Source organism: Pectobacterium jejuense (assembly GCF_026800125.1).
Taxonomy (GTDB): Bacteria; Pseudomonadota; Gammaproteobacteria; order Enterobacterales; family Enterobacteriaceae; genus Pectobacterium; species Pectobacterium jejuense.
The window spans coordinates 257,917-271,670 of the sequence record NZ_JAPQKX010000007.1 but is presented as its reverse complement, the minus strand read 5'-3'; the positions used below and the strand labels follow the sequence as shown (position 1 = coordinate 271,670).

General features: G+C 50.4%; 11 protein-coding genes. All 11 read right to left on the bottom strand.

Annotated features, from left to right (window positions below):
• Nucleotides 1–102 precede the first annotated feature (102 nt).
• The 11 genes from adrA to NXT09_RS14900 all read right to left on the bottom strand — a co-directional run bounded on the left by adrA (nt 103) and on the right by NXT09_RS14900 (nt 13,584).
• A complete protein-coding gene (gene adrA / locus NXT09_RS14950) occupies nt 103–1,164 on the bottom strand; it encodes a diguanylate cyclase AdrA (RefSeq protein WP_205552386.1) in 1,062 nt (353 codons plus the stop codon).
• Between the two features lie 232 nt (nt 1,165–1,396).
• A complete protein-coding gene (gene licT / locus NXT09_RS14945; protein ID WP_205552389.1) occupies nt 1,397–2,233 on the bottom strand; it encodes a BglG family transcription antiterminator LicT in 837 nt (278 codons plus the stop codon).
• Between the two features lie 90 nt (nt 2,234–2,323).
• Nucleotides 2,324–3,751 carry a glycoside hydrolase family 1 protein gene (locus tag NXT09_RS14940; protein WP_268580177.1) on the bottom strand — a complete coding sequence of 476 codons (1,428 nt, stop codon included), beginning with the start codon at nt 3,749–3,751 and terminating at the stop codon, nt 2,324–2,326.
• Nucleotides 3,752–4,031: 280 nt separating this feature from the next.
• A complete protein-coding gene (locus NXT09_RS14935; RefSeq protein ID WP_268580176.1) occupies nt 4,032–5,660 on the bottom strand; it encodes a S53 family peptidase in 1,629 nt (542 codons plus the stop codon).
• Between the two features lie 18 nt (nt 5,661–5,678).
• Nucleotides 5,679–6,236, bottom strand: coding sequence for a chorismate mutase (locus NXT09_RS14930; protein ID WP_268580175.1), 558 nt, complete (start codon nt 6,234–6,236; stop codon nt 5,679–5,681).
• Between the two features lie 389 nt (nt 6,237–6,625).
• Entirely contained in the window at nt 6,626–8,767 is a 2,142-nt protein-coding gene (locus NXT09_RS14925) for a YjbH domain-containing protein (protein WP_268580174.1), read from the bottom strand.
• Nucleotides 8,764–9,546, bottom strand: coding sequence for a capsule biosynthesis GfcC family protein (locus NXT09_RS14920; RefSeq protein ID WP_268580173.1), 783 nt, complete (start codon nt 9,544–9,546; stop codon nt 8,764–8,766). Before NXT09_RS14920 ends, NXT09_RS14925 begins: the two co-directional genes overlap by 4 nt.
• 9 nt (nt 9,547–9,555) lie before the next feature.
• A complete protein-coding gene (locus tag NXT09_RS14915; protein WP_268580172.1) occupies nt 9,556–10,233 on the bottom strand; it encodes a YjbF family lipoprotein in 678 nt (225 codons plus the stop codon).
• Between the two features lie 75 nt (nt 10,234–10,308).
• Complete coding sequence (locus tag NXT09_RS14910; RefSeq protein ID WP_268580171.1) at nt 10,309–10,602, bottom strand: hypothetical protein; 294 nt, start codon at nt 10,600–10,602, stop codon at nt 10,309–10,311.
• A gap of 448 nt (nt 10,603–11,050) precedes the next feature.
• Nucleotides 11,051–12,457: an NADP-dependent phosphogluconate dehydrogenase gene (gene gnd, locus NXT09_RS14905; protein ID WP_174865992.1), complete on the bottom strand. Its 1,407-nt coding sequence runs from the start codon at nt 12,455–12,457 to the stop codon at nt 11,051–11,053.
• A 230-nt stretch (nt 12,458–12,687) separates the two neighbouring features.
• On the bottom strand, nt 12,688–13,584 hold the full coding sequence (locus NXT09_RS14900; RefSeq protein ID WP_268580170.1) for a sugar phosphate nucleotidyltransferase: 897 nt from the start codon (nt 13,582–13,584) through the stop codon (nt 12,688–12,690).
• Between the last annotated feature and the right edge of the window lie 170 nt (nt 13,585–13,754).

Sequence of the window (13,754 nt, the reverse complement as noted above, 5' to 3'; positions counted from 1 at the left end):
TCTTATAAATAAAGAAAAAGCCCCTGTCACCACCCAATGGCGATAGGGGCTTCTTTTTATTAGCAGTAAATACACAAAAGATCAGGCTGTAGTTTGGTGTATTCAGGCAACTTCGGTTCGGCGGCGGCCTTTGTTTTTTGCCCGATAAAGAGCCATATCCGCGGCCTTTAACCAGTCAATATATTGATCCATTTCCGGTGAAATCTCCGCAATGCCGACGCTGACAAACACCGCCAGCTGCGGGGTCTGGTTCAGGAACTTCAGCGACAAACTCTCCCGAATGCGATTCACGGCGTCCAGCGCCTCTCCCGCGCTAGTCTGCGGTAAAATAACGGCAAACTCATCTCCGCCGAATCGCCCAATAATATCCGTTTCCCGAAAGCCGGATGTCAGTTCACGCGCCAGCAGCAATATCGCCTGATCGCCGACGTTATGCCCAAAGTTATCGTTAAAATCTTTAAAATGATCGATATCAAACAGGACTAACGTCGCCGTACGCTTATAACGCTGGCAAATATCATACTCATGTTTCAGCAGACGTTCCCAGTGGTGGCGGTTATAGAGGCTGGTCATTCCGTCATGAATACTGACTTCCATCAGCATACGTTTGTGCTCCGCCAGTTTCAGCGCGGTGGTGTAAGTGACATAACCCAGAAAAATCGGGTAGACCAGCAGCATCGGTAGGCAGGCATAAAGCTGTAGCGGTGTGGTATCCAGCGATACAGGTACGGCAAATAGCACAAGGACCAGCACACAGGCAACACACTGTAATACGATGCCCTGAACAAGCAGCTTTACCCCACCGCCAGCCGTACAGTTCATCCCTACCATTGCCGCAATCAGGGCACTGGGCAGAAGATTCATGCCCATAAACCCAATCCAGATGCCACCAAACACCACATCAATCAGTAAATTACGCTTCTCGCACTGCATCGGGTCGCGTGACCGCAGGGACAGCATGTAGGCAATGTGAGGCCAGATAAAGGTGTTAAGAAAAAGCAGCACCCACAATAGCGTCGGGATAGGTCGGGTAATCAGCACCGAGGAAATAAAGAGCGCGCACAGTATCGTACCGACAATCCGTGGAATATAGACTCGCTGGGAAAAGCGTAGCCCTGAGCGACGTACATCTACCGTCAAAAACATCGGCGGCGAGGCTGACATAACGACCCCCATGCGGTTCACTAACAAATAGCGAGGAAAAAGAACATTATGGCTGAAAGCATGTCAGCAACAGTGAGCAATTTTTGAATTTATTTTGTTACATAACGAAACGAACGGATCTCGTCAGGGTTGGAGAGAGTAGCACGGATGTTATCGGTAGCTGGTCTTACCCGTGACTTTCGCCCCATTCCGATTATTGCCGTAGACGTCCCCATCATGATAGCCCATGTTATTAAGCTGGAGAGGGCTGTAATCGGTTAATGTGAATGGTTAAAAACATGATCTCATCAGTGGTGAGATGGCAGGCGTAATTTTTTTCCACATAGTCATACACCTTCATCGCACAGGCATAGGCCCGCGGCATCAATTCGGTAATCCCCTGATAGATAGAGTCATCACCGTGGTTCACCGTTTCTCGATTTAATAAACGCAGAGCGAAAAATTTCAGATGTGTAATCAAACGTTGATAATTAAGAGAATGTTCATCGAACGTGATGTGTAGATCGTATTTCAGAATGGTCAGAATATCTTTAATAATCCCCGCGCTTTGCATCGTGCTCTGCATATCGCTGTTATTTGTTGCATTCGCCAGATGCAGCGCAATAAACCCCGCTTCATCCTCCGGTAAATCGATATCCAGTCTGCTGCGAATCAGTTCCAGTGCCTCTAACCCAACGGCAAACTCACCGCGATAGAACTGGCGAATATCCCACAGCATCAGGTTCTTGATCGTCTGCCCTTTTTTATGGCGTTGAATAGCAAAATTAATGTGGTCGCTTAAGGCCAGAAACAGCGTATCCTGCACATCAAGCCGCAGCGTTTTTTGCGCCAGCGTAATGATCTGCTGCGTGACCGCCAGACAGTCAGGCGGAATATCCGCCAGCAGTTGTGACAGCACATCCGCTATGCCGTCGCTTTTTTTCACGAACTGGCTTTCAATGCGCTGCGGGTCGATAGGGTCACCCACTTTCTTGCCAAAGCCGACGCCTTTGCCAATCGCCACAATTTCCCGTTGGTCATCTGCCAGCACCAGAACGGCGTTATTGCTCAGTATTTTTTCAATGATCATCGCATCAGCCGTCCTGTCTGACGGGAAGGCACACCGGCCTTCCCTACCGTTTAGCGCCTCAACGTGATATCGATGAGGCGTCTTCTTTCATTACTTAGCTTCTGAGCTATCCAGCCCATTGTTTTTAATCACATCAGCATACCAGTATGCGCTTTTTTTACGGATACGCCGCAGATCTTTCAGATCGAACTCTTCACGGTTAACGTAAATAAAGCCATAACGCTTCGAGCATCCCTGATGGGTGGAAATAAGATCCAACGCCGACCATGGCGTGTAACCGAAGACATCCACACCGTCAGTGATCGCAAGCTGGATTTGCTCAATGTGGCGTTGCAGATAGTCGATGCGATAATCGTCGTGAATCTCACCGTTTTCATCCAGCGTATCAAACGCACCCAGCCCATTTTCCGTAATGATCAGCGGTAAATGGTAGCGATCGTGCAGCTCACGCAGCGTATTACGGAAGCCAATCGGATCGATCTCCCAGCCAAAGGCGTTTTTCTGCAACCACGGATTGGTTGCGCCGCGATGTACGCCTTCTTCACCTGATTTCAAATGCTGGTCGCCGCCGCGCGCCGTTTCATCCTGTCCGTCATTTTTACTGGCTTCAACCGTTTGCGAGGTGTAGTAGTTAAAGGCGATGAAATCGGGTTTGGCCGATGCCAGAATATCCATATCGCCAGGCAGAATCTCCGGCGTATAGCCTTTTTCTTCCATATAGCGCCAGGCCGCTGTGTTGTAACGCCCATATACCGCCATATCCAGATACAGCCAGTTGCGGATCGCGTTATAGTTGAACGCCGCCATCACATCTTCAGGCTTCGATGAGGCCGGATAAATCAGTGCAATGTTGGGTGCCGGACCAATTTTCGCACCGGGCACTTTTTCATGCAGCGCATTCATCGCTTTTGCCTGCGCCACCAGCATGTGGTGGTTCTGCTGATAGAGATTCTGCTTCGGATTTTCCAGCGTAGGATCCAGTGTCCCCAACGCAGAACCGTGCAAAATCATCATGTTTTGTTCATTGATGGTCAGCCAGTACTTCACCTTGTCGCCGTATTCATCAAACAGCACGTTGGCGAAGCGCTCAAATGCATCCACCGTTTCCCGGTTATACCAACCGCCTTTTTCCTGTAACGCCTGCGGCAGATCGAAATGGTACATCGTGACAATCGGCACAATACCGTAATGCAGCAATTCATCGATAAGATTGTGGTAAAACGCAATGCCCGCGGGGTTTACCTCGCCGCTGCCATCGGGAATGATACGGCTCCAGGCGATGGAAAAACGGTAAGTTTTAAAGCCGATATCGGCAAACAGTGCGACATCTTCCTTGTAACGGTGATAATGGTCGCTGGCGACTTTAAAGTCCGTTGTACCCTCAGGATAGGACGTTCTGGCATCAATCACTGACGGCCCTTTGCCGTCTTCATTCCATGCCCCTTCAACCTGATAAGCCGATGTCGCCGCGCCCCATAAAAACCCTTCAGGGAAACGTTTAAGATGACGGTATTTCACGGTTTTTCTCCTTTTCTCAACGAGATATCACTGATGTTATGGGTGGCACGCGATCGGGCTGGATTCAGGCAAAAAAAAACCTGATACGAACATGTCTGAATAACATGCGTCGTATCAGGTTTCGCTCGGGCCTTAGCCCGATCACGTCCTTCTTATCGGGTTATATCTGCTAACCGCCCTAGACTCAAACCAAGGTCGGGCAATCTGTGATGAATATCACCGATAATGTCCTCGTCTGAACAGGGTGTGTCCCTGCACCAGCCCTCTCAGGCAGGCAGACTCACCGCTCGTGCTTATCATCGCGGTCGTGCACGCCATTACCATTGAGCCTCACGAGCCGCTTCAACAGCCTTAGCAGTTTCATTCCATCCGGCGACCCCAATCCCGTGCAGGCGTCCCATCCTTCAGAGGCGACAAATGCCCCATTATTTCCCCGCACGATATCCTTGCAGCTATTACGATTACGGTACAGTAAGGGAGGGATAAACAGCGATGCCGAGTGGGTCAACGCCAGCATTCGCGCCAATAACCCTGCCCACAGCGGGGCAACCGCGCTGGTTCCCCCAACAACCCCTTCCCGTCCGTTAACTTCAATCAGATAGCCGGTTTCGGGATCGGCATTGCCGCTGACGTCTGGCACGCCGCGGTGTTGTAAGGGATGATGACCGCCATATTTGTCGACCAGAGACATCCCTAGCTGCCAACCGGGCAACGCAAAGTGCTGGCTAACGCCACCGCCCGTCGCGCTGCCGTCTCGGCTATGCCAGGTGGTTTCTTCCATCGATTTTTGCAAGCGAGTGCCGCCACAGGCTAAAACGTAGGGGCTGGATGCCGGGAAATCGACGTGCAAACCATGGGGTTCCCCATCCTGTGATCCATGATCGCCAGACGCCACACACACCGTAATCCCTAGCGCCGCGGCGGTCTGAAAGGCCTGGTTGTACACCTGTAATGCTTGCGCGGTCCATTCTGACTCGCTGGCTCCCCAGCTAATCGAAATCACCGACGGCGCATTTTTCTCATCATGAATCGCCGCGTTAATCGCCTCTAAAAACCCGGCATCGGTATTCGGCGCAAAATACACCACCACTTTAGCGGCGGGTGCCAATGTACCCGCGATCTCGATATCCATCTGCACTTCGATATCAATCGGGTTCACCTCTTTGTCGTCATCTGACGAAGCAAGGGCATTCTTAGCACCGCCCACACAAACATCGACGATCTGCGGCGGGTTGACACCCATTCGCTTAAAATAGTGCTCCAACTGCGGTAAGCGATATCCGCCCCCCAGTTCAATAATGCCGATGCACTGCCCCGCACCGTCATGCTCCGGGAAGTGGTATAGCTCCGCCAACTCGAGCGGCGTATAGCCCGACAGACGCTTTGCCGTAGCAGAGAACGCGTCATTCATACGCAGGTAACAGTTCGATGCCAGACGCTCATCAAGGCCTAATACGGCGATTACCACGCCCTGTAGGTATCCCGGCAGATAAATTCCCCCCGCTCTGCCACGAAATGCCCCGTTTTTGTGGTCATACCGGGCTAAGCTCACGCGAAACGCCTGCTCCATTTGCTCCACCGTCCCCGTCAAGAATACGGTACGGCTGGCCGCATGTTCACGCTCGACAGATAACTTATAATGCCGCGCAAATGCCCGAACATGCTCGATATCGGCCTCATCAGCGCTGAATTTTCTGGCGTAGCTGGCTCTCGATAGCGGTTTATTGGCGCTGATACCGCCAAATTGCGGATCGATGCTATCGTGTAGTTCGGTGTAGTACTCATCATCTGGTGTCGTAAAACGCAACACCAGCATAACTCTAACATTTTCATTAACATCGCAGCGTTCGCGGTACACGGCGTCAGCGATATTTCCGCGTTCACTCCCTTTCAATAATTGGTAAGTCATCGTCTTCTCTCCACTCAGCTATTTGCCGTCTGGTTCAATTTGACTCAATGCCGCATAAATCTGGCGTTTGTCGTTCTGTGACAGATGCTCAACATTAATAGAAGAAAGAAATGTAGCCTCTTGCTGGGGCGCAAAATGTCCGCCATTCGCAAGATAACGTTTAATACTCACCAGAAGCTGGTCATCAATCGTGAGTAGCGTGGGTCTAATGGTGTCGTTCAGCGAAAGCGGCGTCCAGTCGCTCTCCGGTGTCGCAAGCCAGTCCGCCATGTAACGATACTGAATCGCTTTGCTGGCATTCATTAATGAAGTAAAAAACAGCTGTGTACTCTGAGGGGATAAACCAACGGCAGCAGATTTCTCCCGCGCCTTACTCAAAATACGTTCCTCTTGTTTTAGATCCTCAACGGGTAGGTGTTGACGGGCCTTATACCCCGCGACATCTTTCATCAACACCATCCGCTCCTGAATCAGTTGATAGATACCAAGAGGATTGTCCTGCGCTGTGGCATAGAGAGGAACACACCAAACAGAGCTCATCATTAACGAGATAACGGCGGAAATAGGCAAATTCATCGGGTTGCACTCTCCTGTTAGCACTACCATGAAGATTTATGGCTATGTTTTATTTCACCATTGCGGCAGGAGATAATAGGTTTCGCTATATGAATCTTCCATGACGAAACTATTTCAATCATTACCCTCAGGACACACTTCGTCTTAAAAATGCCCCGACTCGTTACGACGCTCGTGGTTAAGCTATTAAATTATCATCAATTTATGGCTAAAGGCTCAGAAGCGTCATCCGCAGTACGACATGATTAAGATACAAACGATAACTAAATGAAATAGTTCATTTTAGTTATTAAATGGATTTACTCTGCAAAGTAAACACGCACAAAAAAGCCCATCACGGCACTCGGCGATGACGGGCTTGATTAACGCCCTAAACGAACGGGGATCGATTAGTGGTCGGTCAAGCCATACAGCGAGTTGCGACGCTGTAGCATTTGACCACCGTCACGCGTCAGCGGCACCCAACCAACGGCTCCACGTTTCACCGTCGGTTCGGTGAACAGCAGGTCAAACGGTATCGAGACGTAGAAGCCTTTAGTAAAGCTTCCTTCACCATATTCAGCGGCGCTGACGTTGGTTTTGGTCGCAAAGGCACCCGCAATGATTCCACTATCAAAGCGGCGAGACAGATCGAGAGTGACCCCTTTGTCCCCGGCCAGATAACGACCCACGCTCACCTTCGCTACCGCACCTTCGACAAACGGCAGTTCCCAGTAGGCGGTCAGATGGCCTGTCACCACATCGTAATCGGCCATACGCATGATGTCGTTCCAGTCACGCTGTTTGACATAGTTCACATCCATCCCCAGTGCCCAACTTTTACCGAACGGACGATACAGCACTTCAGATCCGACACCTGCATACATCATTTCCAGATAGCCGCCGTAGACCTGGGTATACCAGTCCTGCGCGGGATTATCCCTGCGGGTCAATTGCAGGTTGGTCAACAGCAGATCGGAAGAGGTAATGTATTCACGCACCCAGGTTCTGACACGTGGCAGCGCAGCGCCATCCGCCGGTGGTGTTTTGTAGTTGAACTTGTCGTAGTTATTCACCAGGTTCAGCGTTGCCGTTCCGCCTACGCTCCAGTGATCGCTCAGACGGTAGTCCACGTTACCTTTCAAGGCGACCTGATACATGTAGAAGGATTCAGGACCACCGAAAGACTGCGTCAGCGTCGGATCTAATGAATACGTCAGACGATCGGGCTCTGCGAGCAACACCTGCTGACCACGCACATCGGATACCGGCTCTTTGCGATGCGTGACTGGTTCCGGTTGACCCAGTGGAATAGCAGCCTGTTGAACCTGATTGAAGGCTTTGGCATCGACCTCCGTGCTGGCAATCGGTAAACGCTGGCTGCGCTGAACAATGTGGTATTCATCAATACTGCCCGGTACATGATTTGCCAATACCGTTGCTGCACGCTGCGTCGCCTGTTCACTATCACGATACTTGGTCTGATCGGCAACAATGGTGACCTGCTTTTGGTCCGCGTAAATATCGGCGTCCTTAAAGCCTGCCTTATCGTTCAGCTCTTTCGACACGAGCTGCCAGTTTGTGCCTTTGCCATCCTGTACTGGCGCATAGACAGGTGGTGCATCGTCTAAATAGTTTGGCTTCAGATCGTTGAAATTAGTGCGTAGAGTAAAGCCCCACATCAGGGTATTGCCGCGCTGCCACGATAACGTAGTATCCAGCACATCGCCGACGCGATAGACCGCACCAATGTTGAAAGGAGAATCGTGTTTCAGCTTCTGTGGCACACCATTGGATGACGTTCTTTCTGCACTGTAATCGTTGCCGTCATATTCAAGCTTCAGGCGTAGAGGATCCCAGGGTGTCTGGTACTCAACACCACCAAACAACGCGGCAGGACCATGGAAGAAATTATTGACCTCAAATTCCCCACCGCCACCTGAAAAGCTGTCACTACGCTGGCAGAAGCTGGCTTTCAGTGAACAGGCAGGGTTTTTAATATTGCCGCTCTCAGCCATATTGCCCCAGCCCATACCCAGCGTGAAATCAAACGGCCCCATACGCTTACTGGCCACCAGATATTCGCTATCAAACAGGCCTGTACCGGCAATATCACGCAATCCTACAGAAACATCCGGCATCCAGTAGCTTTCTTGCCACAAACGCGCTTTGACATCGAATGACTTATCTTTGTAGGTTTGGCTACCGCTGAAACTAGGGTCAAAACTATAAGGACGAGTCCGAATATCGGTATAACGCACCGTCGTTTCCAGCCAGTCAAAGAGCTGGAGCGATATGGAATAGCGCCGATATTCTTCGTTATCGCGGTAATTAAGGCTAAACTCGCCCGTTTCCGCCATACGCGCCGTAGGCATCTGTAACAGACCTGTGCCACCGAAATCAGACTGTGATACCCCCGCAGGCTGAAAACGCAGATTCGGGTTTGTCGCAGTACGGCTGCTTTCGGTTTCAGCAGCCATCGCCTGTGCGCTCAAGATGCTGCCAATCGCCAACGACAGACAGCCTAGTTTAACGTTTCTATTCTTTGTCATTCGAGTGGCGTCCGGTTAGCGAGGTAGTCAGCAAGCTGATCGTTGAGTGATGACATATCCTGTGGCAAAACTGAGGGATTAAAACCAATAAAGAGCGTTTCGCCCGCAGCGGGTTCAACATGCTGGCGGTTCCACAATGCCAGCGGCACTTTGCGCCACTTGCCATTGCCCGCAATCAGATAGCCATAACTGTTATCGGCTCCCGCGAGAAGTCGACGTCCAGAGAGATAATTTTCGACCGACCATCCGGCACGCAGCGCCACTTTCCCCGATGTCTCCAGTTCTCCCACATCAGCGGCGGTATTTACCAGACCGATCAGGGACAGCTTGTCATCATGAGGCGCTACATACAGTGCATATTCCCCCACCAGAGGGCGATTATTTTCTACATAGACACGCACGTGGTCAGGATCCAGATCGGTACGGATACGACCTGCAACATTAATCGGGTTAATGGTCTTTCTCAGTAGCCAGGCGGAGATCGCCAGATCGCCATCGCCTGAATTACGCCAGCGCGTTTCCAGTTCAGCCAGCTTTTGCAGCAGGACATCCCCTTGCGCACGAACCTTCTGTGTCGTCGCAAAATCAGAAATAAACGCCGTTTGCCAGTTGATATTCTGTGGCCAGGGAACCTGTTCGTAAAATTTTTCAAGACGCGTGCCATCATCCAATTTGACGACGGCAATCGTCTGTTGAGGCGATTTCACAGTCAACTGCGCAGACGTCGCAACACCGGAAACCAGCAGCAACAAGGTAGCGATACGATTGAGTGCCAACATTGCAGCCCCTTATTGGACGTAGGGTTTTAATACGGTGAATTTGACCAATGCCATATCTGGCCCCATATACTGCTGGCTTTGAATGACATTTCCGTTAGTCGGATCGAGCCAGTAGCTATTGGTGTAAGATTCATTCAAGGCAGGGACGGTCACCTGCTCATCAAAACGCAGCAGTTCACGCGAGGTATCCAGAATTTTTACGGTTTCTTTGCCGCGGGCCTGGAAAACGGACCGGGTCTCGTAACCACCGCGGAAGACCTGCGCCCACTCAACCCGGCTTTGCCATGTCATTGGCGTTGATGCCTTCAACAGACCTATTGTCAGGGGATCCTGCTGCAGGTTATCTACATAGGTAATGTCTTCGCCGAAACCCTGCGTTTTCACTAAACGGCCATGTTGGGTCGCGACCATGTTTTTATCAGCCCCAATCCACTTCAACTGGTTCTGATCGGCAAAAGCAAGCACGACAAACGCCTGAGGCGCTTTACCCACCTTCAGATAGGCCGACGCATACGGTGTATTGGCAACCTGTTTAGCGGTTACGTGGGTGTCATCCTGCCCAACGAAAGCTAACTTGAACGTTTTCCCTACCGAATTCATATTCTGGGAACAGCCGACCAACAGAATGGATAAAAAAGGGATGGCAAGAAGCGAATTCACCTTTGCTATTCGTTTTATTTTTGTCATGGAATGCAGTTCTCGTTGAACAGCGTAGCCCGGAAAAAGAAAGGCCACCGAAGTGGCCTTAGAATTGAAACGGTATTAACCGGCAGTACCAGTCGTAGCCGTCGTTGTGCCCGCAGGAGAGCTGTCATCGTTGCTAGAAACAGCAACAGCGACACCAACAGCAACAGCGGCAGCAACACCCACAGCAATCAGTGCAGTGCTACCCGCAGCAGCACCAGCACCCGCAGCACCAGCGGCACCAGCAGTGCTTACGCTGGTAGTCGTGGTGGTACTGGTGCCAGCAGCCGTAGCGCTAGAGACGCCATCAACAGCAAACGCGTTTGACGACATGGCCAGTACAGCGGCCAGCGTGATTAACGTTTTCTTCATTACGATTTCCTTTTTAACATGAAGTACTTCAGGGTGGAGTACCGTCGAAAAGACCATACCCCGTCCTTCATTCCAGCCAGCACAACGGCAAACTGATTTAGTTTTGCGTCGTTACCGACCGTTACCGGGATCCTCCCAGTAATGAGTTACAGTTCAATGGCGATAAAACCATCTATGAGATCAAACCACCTCTGACAAACAACACCAGAAAGCAAAACTACAACTCAATTTTTGCAACACCGTTAAAAATAGCAAGATCCCGATGTAATAAACAGCAATGATCTCGGTAAAAAAGCAGATTTCTTTAAGGAAATTTACAGTGTTCCAGAAAAAAAGTCATAGATATCCTAACGATATCAATCCGATGATTCATCAATACAAAAAACGCCAGATATTTCCTAATCTGGCGTTTTATTAACAAACGGCACTATTTAATCATAAGAAACGACTATTCCAGCCACTCGGTATGGAATACGCCTTCTTTATCCGTACGCTTATAAGTATGTGCGCCGAAATAGTCACGCTGAGCCTGAATCAGGTTAGCAGGCAATACGGCTGAACGGTAGCTGTCGTAATAAGCAATGGCCGCAGAGAAGGTTGGCGTCGGAATGCCTTGCTGAACAGCGTAAGAGACGACGTCACGCAGAGCTTGCTGGTATTCATCAGCCACTTTCTTGAAGTAAGGAGCCAGCAGCAGGTTAGCGATATCGGCTTTCTGCTCATACGCATCGGTGATTTTCTGCAGGAACTGCGCACGAATGATGCAGCCAGCGCGGAAAATCTTGGCGATTTCACCGTAGTTCAGATCCCAGTTGTTCTCGTCTGATGCCGCTTTAAGCTGTGAGAAGCCCTGTGCATAAGAAACGATTTTCCCCAGATACAGCGCACGGCGCACTTTCTCAACAAATTCGGCTTTATCACCACCGAATGGCTGAGCCGTCGGGCCAGTCAGCACTTTAGAGGCAGCAACACGCTGATCTTTCAGTGAAGACAGGTAACGGGCGAAAACAGATTCCGTGATCAGAGACAGCGGTTCACCCAGATCCAGAGAGCTTTGGCTGGTCCATTTGCCAGTGCCTTTGTTAGCCGCTTCATCCAGAATCACATCAACCAGATACTTACCTTCTTCATCTTTCTTCCTGAAGATATCGGCAGTGATCTCAATCAAATAGCTGCTTAGTTCGCCTTTGTTCCACTCAGAGAACGTCGCGGCAAGCTCGTCGTTGCCCAGATCCAGTGCCTGCTTGAGCAATGCATAGGCTTCAGCAATCAGCTGCATGTCGCCGTATTCAATGCCGTTATGCACCATCTTGACATAGTGACCTGCGCCATCAGCGCCAATGTAGGTCACACAGGCTTCGCCATCAGCACGCGCGGCAATCTGTTCCAGAATCGGAGCAACCAGCTCATACGCTTCTTTCTGGCCGCCAGGCATGATGGAAGGCCCTTTCAGCGCGCCCTCTTCCCCACCGGATACGCCTGTACCGATGAAGTTAAACCCTTCAGCGGACAGTTCGCGATTACGGCGAATCGTATCTTTATAGAAGGTGTTACCGCCATCGATCAGAATATCGCCCTTTTCCAGATAAGGTTTCAGAGATTCAATCGTTTTATCGGTTGCTTCACCGGCCTTCACCATCAGCAGAATACGGCGGGGTTTTTCCAGGGATTCGACAAACTCTTCAACGGTGTAAGACGGCACCAGTTTTTTACCCGGATTTTCCGCAATAACTTCATCGGTTTTATCGGAAGAACGGTTAAAGATGGAAACGCTATAGCCACGGCTCTCAATGTTCAGCGCCAGATTGCGCCCCATCACCGCCATACCGACAACGCCAATTTGCTGTTTGGACATTAAAGCAACTCCTGTCTGAAGGATAACCTGCCTGCAACGGCGACAACGCCTCGCATTGCGACCTCGCAAGCAATTTAAAAACAGGCCAACATGGTAACTCAGCTTTGCGTGAGTGGGTAGTGATTGGTTTGATAGCGAAAGCTCACCCAATCGGAACGTATGGTGGGAAAAAGAAAAAACCGCAGAACGATTCAACGATCTGCGGTTTTACAGCGAGTTATCACGCAATATTACTTTTTCAGCAGTGCCTTAATACTTTCTTTAAATTCGGCACCAAACTCAGGATTGCGTAATCCATAGGACACAAATGCCTGCGCATAGCCCAATTTACGGCCGCAGTTAAAGTTCTTGCCTGACATTTGCACAGCATCAACCTGCTGAGTCGCAATCATGTCGGCAATGACATCCGTTAACTGAATACGCCCCCATGCGCCGGGGACCGCTTTTTCCAGCAGTGGCCAGGCATCGGCCGTTAATACATAGCGCCCGACCGCAGAAAGGTCAGAGCCGGTTTCAGATGGTGCCTCAGGTTTTTCAATCATAGATGTAATCGCTGCGGCATCGCCCGGGTTCACCAGCGGTTTGTCACAATCGACGACAGAGTACTCAGGCAACACCTCATAAGGACGATGTTTCACCAACACCTGGCTACGCCCTGTTTCTTCAAAGCGGGCAATCAGCAGCGCCAGGTTTTCCGTCGTCTGATCGGCCGTGCTTTCATCCAGCACCACATCAGGCAACACTACCACGAATGGACTATCGCCAATGATTGGGCGAGCACAGGAGACCGCATGCCCTAACCCCAGCGTTTCTCCCTGACGAACGTTCATGATCGTCACACCTTTCGGGCAGATGGACTGTACTTCGGCCAGCAGTTGGCGCTTTGCACGTTCTTCCAGCAGAGATTCAAGCTCAAACGAGGTGTCGAAGTGGTTTTCAATTGCATTTTTCGACGCATGCGTCACCAGAACAATTTCTTTAATCCTCGCCCTCACACACTCGTTGACGATTTTCTCAATCACCGGGCGGTCAACCAATGGCAACATTTCCTTAGGAATTGCCTTGGTCACTGGTAACAAATTCATCCCTAAACCTGCTACAGGGATAATAGCTTTCAATGATGTCATGGATTGACTCTCTTCAATCTGATGGTTTTTATCTGGAGAACGATTTTGTTTTATCGAACACTTTTCACTTAGCAGCGTAATCCCACAACGCCATGCATGACACTAAGATTACACCCAATCTGTGACAAAGCGATCTCAGCTATCTGACTTTTTCTGATACGTCAGACAAT